The sequence below is a fragment of the Arthrobacter sp. 135MFCol5.1 genome (assembly GCF_000374865.1).
In the GTDB taxonomy this organism is placed as follows: domain Bacteria; phylum Actinomycetota; class Actinomycetes; order Actinomycetales; family Micrococcaceae; genus Arthrobacter.
The window spans coordinates 85193-100070 of record NZ_KB895459.1 but is presented as its reverse complement, the minus strand read 5'-3'; the positions used below and the strand labels follow the sequence as shown (position 1 = coordinate 100070).

General features: G+C 59.7%; 12 protein-coding genes. 2 read left to right on the top strand and 10 right to left on the bottom strand.

The features are described 5' to 3' along the window. Nucleotides 1-31: 31 nt before the first annotated feature. From C563_RS0113265 to C563_RS0113255, 3 genes are all read right to left on the bottom strand, one after another. Nucleotides 32-1165, bottom strand: coding sequence for a substrate-binding domain-containing protein (locus C563_RS0113265; RefSeq protein ID WP_018762550.1), 1134 nt, complete (start codon nt 1163-1165; stop codon nt 32-34). A gap of 81 nt (nt 1166-1246) precedes the next feature. Beyond that, a complete protein-coding gene (locus C563_RS0113260) occupies nt 1247-1774 on the bottom strand; it encodes a nuclear transport factor 2 family protein (protein ID WP_051083517.1) in 528 nt (175 codons plus the stop codon). 547 nt (nt 1775-2321) lie between these two features. Then, nucleotides 2322-3374, bottom strand: a complete 1053-nt coding sequence (locus C563_RS0113255; protein ID WP_018762548.1) for a zinc-dependent alcohol dehydrogenase family protein — start codon at nt 3372-3374, stop codon at nt 2322-2324. Nucleotides 3375-3834: 460 nt separating this feature from the next. Here C563_RS0113255 and C563_RS0113250 point away from each other — a divergent pair, with 460 nt between their 5' ends. Then, entirely contained in the window at nt 3835-4116 is a 282-nt protein-coding gene (locus C563_RS0113250) for a hypothetical protein (protein WP_018762547.1), read from the top strand. Between the two features lie 153 nt (nt 4117-4269). Here the strand turns inward: C563_RS0113250 and C563_RS0113245 are convergent, their stop codons facing one another. Further along, nucleotides 4270-5766, bottom strand: coding sequence for an aldehyde dehydrogenase family protein (locus tag C563_RS0113245; protein WP_018762546.1), 1497 nt, complete (start codon nt 5764-5766; stop codon nt 4270-4272). A gap of 442 nt (nt 5767-6208) precedes the next feature. Between C563_RS0113245 and C563_RS0113240 the strand changes: the two genes are divergently transcribed. Further along, complete coding sequence (locus tag C563_RS0113240; protein WP_018762545.1) at nt 6209-7564, top strand: MFS transporter; 1356 nt, start codon at nt 6209-6211, stop codon at nt 7562-7564. Nucleotides 7565-7696: 132 nt separating this feature from the next. Here C563_RS0113240 and C563_RS0113235 read toward each other — a convergent pair whose 3' ends face one another. The 6 genes from C563_RS0113235 to C563_RS0113210 form a co-directional block, all read right to left on the bottom strand. After that, nucleotides 7697-9088 (bottom strand): class I adenylate-forming enzyme family protein, encoded by a 1392-nt coding sequence (locus C563_RS0113235; protein ID WP_026264795.1) that lies wholly within the window; start codon nt 9086-9088, stop codon nt 7697-7699. A gap of 156 nt (nt 9089-9244) precedes the next feature. After that, nucleotides 9245-9724, bottom strand: coding sequence for a MaoC family dehydratase (locus C563_RS0113230; protein WP_018762543.1), 480 nt, complete (start codon nt 9722-9724; stop codon nt 9245-9247). Nucleotides 9725-9766: 42 nt separating this feature from the next. Next, the gene (locus C563_RS0113225; RefSeq protein WP_018762542.1) at nt 9767-10636 is read right to left on the bottom strand and encodes an HpcH/HpaI aldolase/citrate lyase family protein; all 870 of its coding nucleotides are present in this window, start codon (nt 10634-10636) and stop codon (nt 9767-9769) included. After that, entirely contained in the window at nt 10633-12393 is a 1761-nt protein-coding gene (locus tag C563_RS0113220) for an acetyl/propionyl/methylcrotonyl-CoA carboxylase subunit alpha (RefSeq protein ID WP_018762541.1), read from the bottom strand. Before C563_RS0113220 ends, C563_RS0113225 begins: the two co-directional genes overlap by 4 nt. 33 nt (nt 12394-12426) lie before the next feature. Next, entirely contained in the window at nt 12427-13248 is an 822-nt protein-coding gene (locus C563_RS0113215; RefSeq protein ID WP_018762540.1) for a fumarylacetoacetate hydrolase family protein, read from the bottom strand. Next, nucleotides 13245-14780: a class I adenylate-forming enzyme family protein gene (locus tag C563_RS0113210; RefSeq protein ID WP_026264794.1), complete on the bottom strand. Its 1536-nt coding sequence runs from the start codon at nt 14778-14780 to the stop codon at nt 13245-13247. Before C563_RS0113210 ends, C563_RS0113215 begins: the two co-directional genes overlap by 4 nt. Between the last annotated feature and the right edge of the window lie 98 nt (nt 14781-14878).

Below are 14878 nucleotides of genomic sequence, written 5' to 3'. Positions count from 1 at the left end.
TCCTTGGGTGCAGCTCTGTGGACAGAGGAAGTCACTGGAAGACTGCCTTCAACTTCTCCGGTGACAGGGCGGAGGACAGATCAGCGTCCGGCGGCAAGTCCTTGTTGCAGGTCGGAAGCTTTCCGTTCGCCGTATCCACGAACGTATTGAGCTTGAAGAGTTCAGGCTCGTTGTCTGGGAGCTTGTTCACGGCGGCCAAGGCCTTGCGGCCGGCGATGCGAACAACGGTTGTCGTGCCGTCCTGGGTCAGAAGCTGGAATTTCGGGTTCTTGTCCTTATTTTCCAGCCAGAAGCAGCCCAGCTCGTTATCGGTAGCAGAAGTCGCCAGGGGCGGAATCGGCCGGTTGGCGTTGAGCATTGCTCGAAGCCCACCCAAATCAGCTACGCCGTAATCTGAGGCCCATCCGTCAATCTTGTCGAACTTGGTGAGTACACCGGACATTGCGCGCTGCATGTACGCAGGATCCCAGCTCGAAGCGATGGGGTCCGGGGTAGCAAGCTTGAAAGCGCCTGATTGATCGTTAGTCGCTTGAATGCCCTTGAGGAGCTCGACCGTTGAGGGGCTGCCGCTGGGGAGACCGCCTGTGAAGATGACGTTGCCACCGGATGGCACAAGCTTCGCCAACCACTTTGCGGCAGTGTCGCCCTCAGTTTTGAAGTCGTAGGCCACGTAGCCGTCGTAATCCACGCCGACTTTGCCACCCGGGTCCGCGATGTAGGGTACCACGACAACGCCTGCCTTTTTTGCATTTGAGAGGGCACTCAGTGCCTGGCTGCCGAAGTCGTCATAGGTGACAATCGCATCGTAGCCTTGAGCGCTGTACGAGTTAATGGCGGTGATGTACTTTTGCAGATCGCCGTCGGCCTGCGAGTAGTCAACCGTCACGTTCTTGCATGCAGAGAGCTCGTCCTTGAGCTCTGCCTCAGTGATTTTGCGCCAGGAGTTGGCGCCGAATCCGGCAACGTGGGCGATCTTTATGGGCTTGTCACCGCACAGCTTGTCGACGGGAAGCGGAGCTCCCCCGGCCTGCGCTGCAGAGCCGGATGCGCCGCCCGCGGCAGAGGTTGCGTTGGGTCCCTCGGCGGTGCAGCCCGTGAACAGCAGAGCGGTCAGTACTGCGGCGGCAGCCGAGAGGGTCTGCCGGGAGGTCAGTGAGCATTTCATGATGGTTCCTTAGCGGGAGAAGCGAATATTGCCGACGCCGTTGCTGTCGGCGAACCAGCGCAAATAGTGCTGGAGAGAAGATCAGTCGCGGAACTGTTGTTCGACCCAGCCCTTGTCCCAGTTCGAGACCTGGTGGGTGCGCCCGATCAGCTCCTGGAAGAGCCAGTTTCCGTCACGCTTGATGAACTTGTCCGAGTAAGTCACAGTGAGGACAACTGCATCCTTCTGCTCTGGGTTATCGGTCTGCTCGATGGTGCACAGGCACAGGAGATAAAACGTCCCGGTTGCGCTGGTTCCGTCAGCAGAGATTTCAATGTTGGGCGCCATCACGAAGTGCAGTGCCCAGGAGATCCGTTCGGAGAGGGCCTCGAAGTGTTTCCGGATTTCCTCACGCCCGACCAGAGTGGCGCCTTCCCCGTCGACGATCCACCGGCCGTCTTCTACGAACAAGCGGGCGATGCCATCAGGGTTGTAGGAATCGTCGCAGTAGCCTGCGTACGTGTACTTGAGCTTCTCGATAGCCTGCACGTCCTCGAGGCGTGTGAGCCTACGGCTCAGATCCTGGATTTCGGTGCTGGTACTACGGTCCTCATTGGTTTCGGTAGACATTTTCGGGCCTCTTCTGTTTGAGACGAATAACCATCTCGGGGCTGCTCCATTGCGCGCCGCATACGAATTGTGGGAAGACAATCAGCAGTCCGCCGTTGATACGAACATACACTAGTTTGCTGTGATCTCAGACACGTGTCAACCGCTTTTTGAAAGTTCCGAAATCGACCTGCATCCAGCGTTTGAAGCTTGCGGAAACAAGAAAGACGCCGCAGGATGACCATGATGGTCGTCCTGCGGCGTCTGCTGAAACCGCGGCCGTCAAGAGCGCGGGGAACTTCACTCGGATACGCGAACCCACTCCCCGCAACTGAGCTGCTTCGGCGATCTCGTGCCGCCAGGCAAGCAGCGCTCCATACCCACGACCGCGGCACGGAAGGGTCCTGGCCCGCCAACTGTTAATTGCGCATAAGGGGGTGCAGGGAAGCGCCACCATGATGAGACTGCTTGTCGTAGTACTAAGCGGCTCTTGTCACTGCTCTTCCGGCCTAGGCGCAACGCCGTTTTTCCCTTTGTTTTTTAAAAATTCATAACGTCGTCGCGCCTGCTACCAGCGGTTGAGGACGCTAATGCCACTCCCCTTGAATTCACCCATGGATGCGATGATTTCTCCGGCTTTTTCAAGTCCTACCCGGTTGGTAATCATGCTGCCCGGGTTCAGTACCCCGCGCTCCACCATGCGCATCATGTCCGGGTAGCGTGAAACCGGCATATTTGCAGAACCAACGATTGAAAGTTCCTGGAGGACGATGCTGTCGATGGGCAGGGCGATCATGCCTTTTTCTTCCTTGGATGTCAGCCCCACCTGCAGGAGGCGCCCGCGCTTCCGAAGGCTGTTGACTGCTGCCTGGCAAGTGATTGAAATACCAAGAGCATCTACCGCTACGTGCGCCCCGCCCTTGGTGAGGTCACGGATTGCCGCGACCGGATCTTCGTTCCGACCGTTGACTGTTGCTACGGCGCCCAGTGACTTTGCCAAGGCAAGCGAATCTTCGTTAATGTCCACAGCGATGACGTTGGCTCCCATAGCGGCAGCAATATGGATAGCTGACAGGCCCAACCCGCCGCACCCGTGTACCGAGACCCACTCCCCTGGCTTCACGCTAACCTGGTCCACAATGCCATGGAACGCAGTCATGAACCGGCAGCCAAGACCGGCTGCCGCGTCGAAGTCGACGTTATCGGGCAGGCTCACGAGGTTGCGGTCGGCGTCAGGAACCTGGACGAACCGCCCGTAGCCGCCCCAGTAATTCGTCCCGGCGAAGGATACGTTTTCGCAGATGTTGTTGTGGCCGGCCAAGCAGTACTCACAGTGTCCACATCCGTGAGCGTGCGGAACGACAACGCGGTCACCTTTTTTGTAGCGGGATACTTCGGAGCCGACTTCTTCAATGACGCCAGCGAATTCATGTCCCATTACGTGGGGAAGCTCGAGTTTGAGTCCCAGCCAGTCCCAGTCCCCCATCCAGAGGTGCCAGTCGCTGCGGCAGATGCCGTTCGCTTCGACCCTAATGATGGCACCCTTGGGCGTCAGCTGCGGCTCGGCAACGTCAAGAACCTCCAGCTCCTGGCCGAATCCTGTGAGTACTAGCGCTTTCATGTTTCTCCAATCGTGGCCGCTGAGCCAGATCCTCATTGATCGAAAACGGATGCGAACAATCGCTCGTTCATATGTAATGTTACCTGCGTCTCACCGCATGTCAATCAAGTGGCGGGATGCCTTCACCTCGGTGTCGCAATACCGCTGGCTTCCTACATCCAGTGGGCAACACGGGACATTAGGTGGCTCTTTTGCCGCCGTCGGCGGCAGGCGGTGGGACTTGGTCCGGCTGAGCCTTGCGTTGCAAGCACTTGCGACGGGCAAGGCGTTCAAGGCGGGGGACGTTGTGCCGCACGGGCCCCCCTTTAGCATCGTTTCAGTGCATGGGTGAGATCCGAAACATGGGGGGTTGTGGACGGCCGTGGAACGCTCCTTACTTAAGGGAGGAGTCCGAAGTCACGGCGGGAAGGGGTTTTTGCTCTGTGGCAGGCCGTCTCCAAAGCCGCTTGAAAGGAAAACGATGTTCGCCAGAGTCAGCACTTATACTCCCGGCCCTCAAAGCACCGGTGCACCTTCTGAACAAACCGTTCAGAAGGTTCTGGAAATGCCTGGATGCCAGGGCATTTACTACCTATATGGGAATGACAGGTCAATATCAATAACCCTGTGGGCCGACGATGGCGCACTGAAGGGCAGCCATCAGGCGGCAGAGCGGATCCGTGACGAGACCAGCGCGGAGCAGGGGATGACCGTCCGTTCCGTGGAGGAGTTTGAAGTGCTTACCAGACGCCTCAAAGACTAGGGCCAAAGACGGGCGCCCTTACGCCAGTATGGCTTGAACAGTAGACGCAGAATGCCCCGGAAGTCACCATAGCTGGCACCTCCAGGGCATTCTTGGTTCTAGAGCGTTTCGGCTAATCTTTACTTTCGCCCAAGGGGAGACTGACCGCTGGTCCTAGTAGGCGCCCAGAATGGACTTGATGACCTGGAAGCCGTGGATGCCCCATTCGCCGTGCTCATAGCCGTTTCCGGACTGCTTGAAACCACCGAACGGCGAGGCGGCATAGGAGTCAGTCTGGTTGTTGATGTAGACATGGCCTGCATGGATGCGTGCCGCTACTCGCCGGGCGCGTTCGATATCCTGTGACTGCACAGCGCCGGCCAGGCCGTAAATGGAGTCGTTGGCGATCTCAATCGCTTCTTCCTCCGTGTCATAGCCGATGATGCTCAGCACCGGACCAAAAATTTCTTCTTGGGCAATGGTCATCTTGTTGTCGACGTCGGAGAAAATGGTGGGCTTCGCAAAGTAGCCCTTGTCCAGGCCTTCAGGCTTCCCGGGACCACCGGTGACCAGCGTCGCGCCTTCGTCGATTCCGGCTTTAATCAGCGTCTGGACGGTTTCCCACTGTGAGGGATTGGAAATCGGGCCCATTGTGGTGTCCGGGGAGGTGGGATCACCGACCACGTAGTTCTCGGCAACCTTCTTTGCAAGTTCCGCCGCTTCTTCCAGTCGCTCCCGAGGTACGAGCATCCGGGTAGCAACGCTGCAGGACTGTCCGGCGTTTGAAAAGCAAACGTCTACCCCGCGCTTAACTGCGTCCTCGAAGTCTGCGTCGTCAAGGAGAATGTTCGCAGACTTGCCACCAAGTTCGAGGTGGACGATTTTGATTGTGTCGGCCGCCGCCTTGGAGATGTCCCGACCTGCCCTGGTCGAGCCGGTGAACGAAACGACGTCGACATCGGGGTGGGATGCCAGAGCCCTGCCGATTTCGGTGCCTTTGCCATGGACCAGGTTGAATACACCCTTTGGCACTCCGGCTTCTTCAAGGATCTCGGCGGTGAGTAGAGCATCCAGCGGCGTTATCTGGCTGGGCTTCAGCACGACAGTGCAACCCGCAGCGAGGGCGGAAGCGAGCTTCGTGAAAATTTGGTTGATTGGCCAGTTCCATGGGGTAATCAACGCCGCGACGCCTGCCGGCTCACGGACAATGGCCGTGGTTCCCCGTTGTTCTTCGAGTTCCATCCGTCCGAGCGCCTCAATGGTTTCGCTCAGGTGGGCGGCGCCGAGATAGCTCTGGGCGCCGTGCGCCAATGTGGTCGGAGCACCCATTTCGGCGGTGAGGGCATCGGCAAAATCGCCCCGCCGACGGTTGTAAATTTCCAGAATCCGGCTCAAAAGAGCGGATCGATCGGACAAAGATGTGCGACTGAACGAAGGAAAAGCTCTGCGGGCAGCTGCGACTGCGCGGTTGACATCGTCGAGGGATGAAAGCCGGATCTCAGCGAGGACATCAAGGGTGGCGGGGTTAACTACCTTGGAGACGTCTGCCCCCGATGCCGGGACCCATTCGCCGTCGATGTAGTTCTCAGTACGGTTCGTAACCATGTCTGTTGCTTTCTCTTTCGGAGCGAACTCTCCGGCGCGCTCCACGTCGAGCTGGATAAATGCCATTGTGACCCTAAGGTCTTCGTGCCATAAACGCTGGGCCGACCAGTCGTTATTGACCGAGATGTAACTCTCGTCGAACGAGCGTTTGTTTTATCTTAGATCCGACTCTTGTGGCTGGCAACACTATGAGGCTGGGTTTCTTGGGAATCACCAGCTTCCGGCGCGCGCATCGGAGACCTTGGGGTGCAGTCCCTGATGCGATCGGGCAATCCGCGGGCCAGGCATATTTGCCCGCGCCGGCCCGCCGTTCCCCTCTGGTGCGTCACGCGAGAGCAGGCCCCGGGCCCAGCCCGGCACTGGATCGTCCCGCAATCTTCTACGCATTGACTCCTCGCCGTGACATACGTACGCTTGTTCGTCAGAAGATGTGTGAGTTAGGTCATCTTGAAAATTCCCCTTTGAGGTGGGCACAGGCGGCAGCAGCCGCGCGATGCAAGGAGGCATCTTGAATACAATTCAGAAGCAGACGCACAAGAAGGACTCGTCGGTTAAGACAGTTCGCGCGTCACTGATTGGGACGGTCGTGGAATACTACGACTTTGGCATCTACGGCTACATGGCAACGGTGTTGGCTGCGTTGTTCTTCGTCAAGGACGATCCGGCGGCCGGGCTTCTCGGTACCTTCGCGACCTTCGCTGTAGCCTTTATCGTCCGAATCCCCGGAGGAATCCTCTTCGGCCACATCGGTGACAAGTACGGGCGAAAGCGGGCTCTGTCCCTGACTATTCTCCTTATGGCGGGTGCAACTGCGGCCATTGGGATGCTGCCGGGTTACGTCACGCTCGGTGTTTGGGCCACAGCGATCCTGGTGCTCTGCCGCTGCATTCAAGGGATAGCAGCCGGCGGTGAACTCGGAGGCGCCATGGCGTTTGTCGCGGAAAAATCACCGGCACATGCCCGGGGGTTCCAGACCTCTGTTGTTAACGCGGGAACCTACCTCGGTTCGCTCTCGGCCTCCCTTGTAGCCTTGCTGCTCAACACCGTTTTCACACCGGAACAGGTTCTCGAGATTGCCTGGCGTATCCCCTTCCTGCTCAGCCTGGTACTGGGGCTGGTAGGCGTGTGGCTTCGGACGCAGCTGCACGACACGGAATCGTTTCTCGAGATGCAGGCAAAGAATGAGATCGCGGAGGTTCCGTTCAAGGCTCTCGTCAGCAATGCCCGCGGCACTATCGTCAAGATCACCGGCCTGGGGGCCTTTATCGTTGGCGGGTACTATGTCTGCTCAATCTATGCGGCGTCCTACATGCAGACCAGCGGGCATCTGACCGCCCAGCAGGCTTTCTGGTCCACGTGCGTTGCCCTAACTGTCGGCGTCGGCGTGCTGATGCTGTCCGGATATTTGGGGGACCGTTTCGGCCGCAAACGAATGATGGCCATCGGGGTTGTCGTAGGGCTTGTCGGTGGAGTGCCGGCATTCATGCTGATGGCCAGTGGAACACCCTTCCTGGCGACCTGCGGGCAGGTACTCCTTGTTGGGGCAGTGGCCACGGTGTCCGGAAGTTCCTTCTCCACTTACGCCGAGTTGCTTGAGCCGCAGTACCGGTACACAGGCATCGCTTTGGGCAACAATCTGACCAACCTGACCCTGGGAGGCACAGCACCCTTTTTCTGTGAGTTGCTGGTCCGAACAACCGGTTCATCCTTGTCGCCTGCTTTCTACATGGTCGGATGCGCCGCGATCACAGCACTCGCGTTGTTCTTCATTCCCGAGACCAGTCCCGCAAAGCGGAAGCGCGTCACTGCGGCCGAACCGGGAACCGCGGACCTGCCCGTGAAGCCGCTTCCGCCTCGGCGCTAATCGTCTCGCTGAACTACTCAGCAGAACCTCCTTCCTGGAGGAACAAGAAGGCCCGGGAACCGTATGGCGGTTCCCGGGCCTTTGAGGTCGGCCTGTATGAGGCAGCTGACGGTGAACGGGGTAGCAAATCGTTCAGGGCAGGCGGCGCACTCTGGGATCCATTGAACTGATCCATTCCTGAAGCATGCCCCGGCTGATCTTCCCTCTGTCGGTTACTGGCAGTTCGTCGAGCAGGTAGTAATCCCTTGGCATCTTGTCAGTGCTAAGTGCTTCTTCCAGCCCGGCCCGCAAGGCAATAGCGGTGAGGCTTCCGCATGAAGGCAGGATGGCGGCCACCATGCGCTGGCCCCGCAGGTCATCAGGTACACCCGCGGCCACAGCAGCTTCTACCCCGGGGATTGCGGCCAGCGCGATTTCAACTTCATGGGGATAGACGTTCCTGCCGGCCGTATTAACCATGTCCGCGCTGCGTCCGAGTATGTGGAGTTCGGATCCCTTGAGGTACCCCTGGTCCCCTACTGTGTAGCGGCCGTCGACAACGCGAAATGATGTCCCGTCATCGCCCCAGAGGTAGCCCTGGCACACCATGGCGCTTCTGATGCTGATGTTGCCCGGGGTCCCCTCCACAACGGGCTTGCCTTCGTCGTCGGTGATCTGGATCTCTACACCGGGGAAAGGCCTCCCGATGGCGGTGCCCTCCGTATCCAGTAAGTCCTTTGGGCCAAGTTCGCGTCCGGCAACGAAACTGAGCTCAGCAGCTCCGTAGTATTCGAAGATGGTGGCATTGGGTGCCCATCTCCTGGCTGCCCGCAAGGTCCGGGCGTCAAGCTTGGATCCTGCACAGACGATGCTGGTTATTGCCGAGGCATCGACGCCAGAGGTGAGCCCCCGTTCGCTGAGAAGCCGGAGCATGGTGGGAACCACTACCAACCTGGTTATGCCGTCGTGGGTGATGGCCGAGTGGGCGTCTCCGACGTCAAAGGAGTGCAAGGAGTGGAATTCAGTTCCTGAGTACAAGCACTCGGAGAGCGCGTACAGATTCAGGGTTGCTGCGAGAGGGCCCGGGGCAAGAGTTTTATCGTCGGGCCTGAGGCCGAAAAACTCAATGGAGGCTTGGAACGATGTCTGCCATGACCGTCGCGACCGGATAAAGGCTTTGGGTGTTGAAGTCGTGCCGGAGGTGAAACCAATCAGGAAAGGCCAGTCGGGGTCACCATCTTCGAGGGCGGTGCCGCCGGCCGGAGATGGCCGTGGAAGTTTTTGGAGGACTGCAGTACGTGACTGTTCCGTCCATGCAGGATCAAGGACAGCGGCTTGTCGTCCCGAGGCCACACCCGCACAGAACCGTGCAACAAACTCGGGCGAGTTAGGTTCGCAAAGGATCGAGATCTGGGGGGTGGACGGCAGGAGTTGTTCCGCTGCTGCACAAAGCTCCGCCCATGTGTAGCCGCCGCGGTTAACGACCACGGCCGTGTCATCGGGGCGGCGGTCGGCCCACATCTGAATTTTGTCAAGGAAGGGCACTGTCTGGTCCTGGTGGTTTCCGCATTCCTCTGGCCGAGTGAGCCCTCGGCTGGCGTAATGTGCAGGCGGGCCTTGAAGCCAGTAGGCCGGCCAGCATTATGCTGGCCGGCCTACTTCACGTCCTGAAGACGGGCTTGCTGGTCTCTTCCCGCCGGTCTAAGCGTGCAAGGGAATCTCAGCCTGCGCGTTCTCGCGACGCTTCATCAGGGCGGTCCGCCGGACGACACAGACAAGGTCGCCGTGCTGGTTGTACCCGCGGTGCTCGATGCCTACGATGCCGGTTTCCGGGCGGGAATTGGAGACGCGCTTATCCAGCGCTTCCGTTTCCACGCGCAGGGTATCGCCAAAGAAGACCGGCTTGGGGAACTCGATGTCACGGAATCCGAGATTTCCCAGTGTGGTCCCGAGCGTTGTTTCCTGAACGGGAATACCCGTCACAAGTCCCAGTGTGAAGATGCTGTTGACGATCTGCTTGCCGTACATGCTTTTGGATGCAAATTCTGCGTCCAGGTGCAGGGGTTGGACGTTCATGGTCAAGGTGGTGATCAGCAGATTGTCCGTCTCGGTGACGGTGCGTGTGACTTCATGGCGAATTACTTCGCCTACCTGGAAGTCTTCGTAATACATTCCGGCCATGGTGTGTCTCCTGGTGGTGGGTGGGGCTTGGGGATGGCGTCGTTAGTTGTTGCCTGCGAAGGCTAGGGCCTGCCGGGCGTGGTTGGCATGGGCGAGGTCAATGTGGTCGCCGCGGTAGGAGACGGCGCCGTGCCCTTGGCGTTGGCCGTCTTCGAAGGCCTCGACCAGCCCTTGGTAGTAGTCACGCATGGCGGCAGAGAGGCCATAGGACTCGTTTGCCACCGGGGCGTGGGTGGGGTGAATTAGCACCTGTCCCGTGTAGCCAAGGCCGTGGTTGTCGGTGGCGAAGCGTTTGAGACCGTCGATGTTCGAGACCTCCTGCCAGAGCCCAAGGACGATGCTGCGCAGACCTGCGGCCCGGGCCGCGAGGACGACTTTGCTGCGCAGGTAGAGGGTTTCGGCTCCCTCCGGGGTCCAGCTGAAGCCGACTTCGCGGGACACATCGGCGTCCTTTGCGGCTGCTGCCATGACACCGCCGACCCTGGGTCCGGCAAGAATCTCGTCGACTTTGCTGATGGACGCTGCCGTCTCCAGTGAGGGAATCAGTTCCACGGAACCGCGGGGAATCTGGTGCGCGAGTTCGGCGGCGGTGACCAGTGCGTCAAAGCGCACCACGTCATCCCGTGAGAAGAGCTTGGGCAGCAGGAAACCGGTCAGGTTTGGGTGCGATGTCTCAGCGACGTCCGCTCCGAAGTGGACGGTGTCCAGGGCGTTTGGACGGATGAGGATTCCCTTATCACCGGGGTAGGCGTCCAGTGCTTCATTGGCGTTCGCACGGGCCAGGGCCTTGTCCGGTTCCGGGACCGAATCTTCCAGGTCGATGATGATGGCATCGGCCTCGGAGGCGAGGGCCTTGTCGATCCAGCTTCGTTTGTGACCGGGGACGAAAAGGAGTGAGCGGAAGGGTTTCATCCGTTGACCTCTTCCAGGAGGAGCTGGGTCAACAGCGTGCCGGCTGCCATCGAGTCACCAACTGCGGCGTGAACTGTTCCGACGGTTCCGGCAGCGGGCGCCTGAATCGGGTTTTCCATTTTCATTGCTTCCAGTACGAAGAGGATGTCCCCGGCTGCTACGTCCTGGCCCTCTTCGACGTTGACCTTAATGATCGTTCCCTGCATGGGCGCCTTGACGCTACCGTCCGAAGCTTTGCCCTTGCCCCGCGCACGGGCTGTGCGTGGGCGCTGTCCTCCATTGCTGGCGGCTTCCTCCGCCGGCGGGGTCCAGTGTGAGCCGTTGCGGGCGCCGGGCCTGTCCGAGAACTGGGGAATGATGTAAAAGCGTCCGCCTACTTCGACTTCGTTGCGCGCCAACGCCTCCTCCTCCTCTTCGGAGAAATCGACGGTCTCTTCGAGCCAGCGGGTGGTGAAACGTGCCGCCTGGAAGTCTTCGTGGCGTATGACCTTCAGGGAGGCAGGAACGGTCGTCGGAACACCCTTGATAACCAGCCGTTCCAGGCCGTCTTCCAGCCGGGCAAGCGCCGTTTCACGGTCTGGTCCGTAGGCGATGAGCTTCCCGATGAGGCTGTCGTAGTACGGAAGTACTTCGTCTCCGCTCTGGTAGCCGGCATCGAAGCGAAGCCCTTCGCCGTCGGGCGCGACGAGCTCCTCGATGAGCCCCGGAGCGGGAAGGAATTTTCCTCCAGCTACGTCTTCGGCGTTGATTCGCGCCTCAATTGCCGCGCCGTTGGGAGTTAGATTGTCAGTAAGTCCGAGCTTCTCACCTGCCGCCACACGAATCTGCTCTGCGATCAGGTCGACACCGTGGACCAACTCGGTAACCGGGTGCTCGACCTGGATGCGGGTGTTCATTTCAAGGAAGTAGAACTTGTCACCTTCCACCAGGAATTCCACTGTTCCAGCCCCGGCATAACTCACATGCTCGGCAAGGCGGACAGCTGCGGCTCCCATGGCTGCTCGCAGTTCGGATGACAGGCCGGGGGCAGGGGATTCTTCGATCAGCTTCTGGTGGCGGCGCTGGACCGAGCAGTCCCTGTCACCGACGTAGACGGTGGTACCCAGTTTGTCAGCGAAAACCTGCACTTCGACGTGCCGGGCGCTGGTGAGGTAGCGCTCGAGGTATACCTCGCCGTTGCCGAAAGCCGCTGTTGCCTCGCGGACTGCTGCCGCGACAGCATCTTCTGCTTGTTCCTCGGATTCGACAAGCCGCATGCCGCGGCCGCCGCCTCCAGCTGATGCCTTGACGAGGATTGGGTATCCGTGTTCAGCGCCGAAGTCGATAACGTCATTCGCTCCCCTGATGGCCCCTTTGGAGCCCGGGGCGAGGGGTACTTCTGCGGCGATTGCTACTGCCCGGGCGGCAACCTTCTCGCCCATGGTTGAGATGGCGTCCGGGCTGGGGCCGATGAAGACAAGGCCTGCGTCCGCAACTGCCTGTGCGAAGCCGGCGTTTTCGGACAGGAAGCCATATCCCGGATGGATGGCCTCGGCACCGGTTTCCTGGGCAGCGGCGATAATCCGATCGATACTGAGGTAGTTCTCGCTCGCCGGTCCGGCACCCAGGTTCACTGCTTCATCGGCTTCACGTACGTGCAGTGACGCGGAATCAGCTTCTGAATGTACGGCGACGGACTGGATCCCTAGGGTTCGGCAGCTCCGGATGACGCGGACGGCAATTTCTCCGCGGTTGGCGATGAGGATTTTGGAAAACATGGTCATTCCTTTGTATGTGTCTGTGGCGTCCGGCTATTGAAGGACGCAGCGGTTGGCGGTTGCGCCCAGAATGTCGATGCTCGTTTCCAGCACGGACCCTGGCGTGAGGAATTCCTTTGGACTGCGCCCATCTCCTACCCCGCCGGGGGTGCCGGTGAGAATTACGTCGCCCGGTCGCAGGGTAGTTATGGCAGAGATGTACTGAACAAGAGCCACGGGTCCGAAAACGAGTTCTGACGTTCGCGACTGTTGCTTGATTTGGCCGTCAACGCTGCAGCTGATTTCCAGGTCGGGCTCCGCGCCCGTTTCATCGACGGTTACCAGGAAGGGGCCAAGAGGAGTCGTTTGGTCGAACGTTTTACCTTGGAGCCACTCCGGTGTGCGTCGTTGAAAGTCACGCGCTGAGACATCATTGGCCACGGTGAAACCCGCGATGGCCTCCCGGGCCGTTGCAGCATCACCGCGGCTGACGACGGAGCCGACAACGACTGCCAGTTCGCCTTCCCAGTCAACGGACTGGGAACCTGGCGGCAGCGCGATGTCATCATGTGCGCCGATGAGGGCGTCGGAAAACTTTGCGAACAGGGTGGGGTACTCGGGCAGTTCGCGGCCCATCTCGAGAATATGGTCGCGGTAGTTCAGCCCGACACAGATGATCTTGCCTGGTGCCGTAACAACCGGGGCGAAGTCAGCGTCCTCAGGTTGCAACGGTGCCCCTGCGACGTGGTCTGTCCAGATCGGGGACCCGGCCCGCAGCCAGTCTCCGACATCGCTGAATGTCAAGGGCATCAGCTTGTCATCGTCGAGGACAGCTGCCCGCGTTCCGTCCTTGCCCCGGATTGTTGCTATCTTCATGCTCCCCACCCCAGATTCACCTTCAGTTGGCTTTTGACGAGTTTCCCTGCAGCAGACCTCGGCAGCTCCTCGGGCCGGACGAAGACCATTTTCTTGGGGATCTTGTAGCCGGCGAGGTGCTGGCGAAGGAACCCCGACAGTTCCGCAGCGTCCGTTTGCGCCCCGTTGCGCAGAACGACGACGGCCCGGACTTCCTCGTCCCATTTAGGATCGGGAACTCCCAGAACCACGGCTTCCAGCACAGAGGGATGAAGGTGTAGAACCTGCTCGATTTCAGCGGAGTACACATTCTCACCGCCGGTTTTGATCATTTCCTTGAGCCGGTCACGGAAATAGAAGTAGCCACGCTCGTCACGGACAGCCAGGTCACCCGTGTGCAGCCACCCGCCCCTCATGGCTTCCGCGGTAGCCTCGGGGCGGCCGAAATACCCCGTCATGAGGCCCGGACCCCGTACGCAAATTTCCCCCAGTTCACCAGGTTTGACCTCGACGCCGTCCGGGTCCTGGAGCTGGGCTTCGGCCAGCAGGTACTCCGTACCAATGGATCCGTCCACTGCCGGGTCGAGCATGTCCGCTGGCTTAAGCCGTGTCACCATGGGACCGGCTTCAGTCAGACCGTAGCGGAAATATAACTCTCCCCCAGGCAACATTTGATGGAAGAGTTCCTTGTCCGGCATCCGCAGGAGACCGGCCCCCGTGTGCACGCTTTTCAGGTTCTTTCGAATCGCTGGATCACTGAGAACCCCGCCGTCCATGAGGCGGCGCATCATGTTGGGAATCAGGAAGGTGTTCGTAATTGCTTCACGCCCGATGAGATCCACCACCGCCTCGTCGGTGAACTTTTCGGCGATAACGCTCGTCGCGCCGGCGACGAAATGCGGAACCAGCCAGCACAGCAGTGCGGCCGAGTGAAACAGCGGCGTAATGATAAGACCGCGTTCATTCTCCCGGCTACCGACGCCGCAGTCGTACATCTCGTTGATTGCATTAGCCAGGGCTGACCGGTGGGACAAAACGACGCCCTTCGGCGTACCGGTGCTGCCGCCGGTGTAAATGATGCACAGCGGAGACTCCGGCTCCGCAACGTCCTCGAACTGTCCACTTCCAATCCGGAGCGCGTTAATCTCTGCGCCTTGTTTTACTACCACTGGCAGGTAGTCGGACTGTTCAGCGACAATGGCCAGTGCTTGGTCCAGGAGATCCGTGTAGGGCTCCTCGACCAGGATGACCCCGGCTTCGGTTTCCAAAATGCCGGCAGCAAGTTCCGCGGGGGCCCAGCGCCAGTTATATGCGATGTAGACACCCCCGGCCGCTGCAACTCCCAGGAATGCCTCGGCGTTAAACACAGAATTGCCAGCGAGCACGCCGACCCCATCACCGGTCGAGAGACCTGACTTGCGCAGTCCCCTGGCAAGTTGCCAGGCCCTCTCGGCAGCTTCGCCGAAAGTGACTCGGCCATCAACACCTACAAAGGCTTCCCGGGCTGGGTTGCGTTTGCTGTTGAGGCGAATCCAGTCTCCAATAGTTCGCATCGTTGCCTCTCTGGAACGGAATCAGTTCTCTGAAGTCACCCACGCCGGCAACTCCCACGTATACGAACAAGCGTACGTCCGATAACCGGTATTCGCAA

Coding starts and splice junctions, on each gene's coding strand:
- C563_RS0113215 (WP_018762540.1), bottom strand. CDS start 13,248: ATGAAGATAGCAACAATCCGGGGCAAGGACGGAACGCGGGCAGCTGTC.
- C563_RS0113220 (WP_018762541.1), bottom strand. CDS start 12,393: ATGTTTTCCAAAATCCTCATCGCCAACCGCGGAGAAATTGCCGTCCGC.
- C563_RS0113225 (WP_018762542.1), bottom strand. CDS start 10,636: ATGAAACCCTTCCGCTCACTCCTTTTCGTCCCCGGTCACAAACGAAGC.
- C563_RS0113245 (WP_018762546.1), bottom strand. CDS start 5,766: ATGGCATTTATCCAGCTCGACGTGGAGCGCGCCGGAGAGTTCGCTCCG.
- C563_RS0113255 (WP_018762548.1), bottom strand. CDS start 3,374: ATGAAAGCGCTAGTACTCACAGGATTCGGCCAGGAGCTGGAGGTTCTT.
- C563_RS0113260 (WP_051083517.1), bottom strand. CDS start 1,774: ATGTCTACCGAAACCAATGAGGACCGTAGTACCAGCACCGAAATCCAG.
- C563_RS0113250 (WP_018762547.1), top strand. CDS start 3,835: ATGTTCGCCAGAGTCAGCACTTATACTCCCGGCCCTCAAAGCACCGGT.
- C563_RS0113230 (WP_018762543.1), bottom strand. CDS start 9,724: ATGGCCGGAATGTATTACGAAGACTTCCAGGTAGGCGAAGTAATTCGC.
- C563_RS0113210 (WP_026264794.1), bottom strand. CDS start 14,780: ATGCGAACTATTGGAGACTGGATTCGCCTCAACAGCAAACGCAACCCA.
- C563_RS0113265 (WP_018762550.1), bottom strand. CDS start 1,165: ATGAAATGCTCACTGACCTCCCGGCAGACCCTCTCGGCTGCCGCCGCA.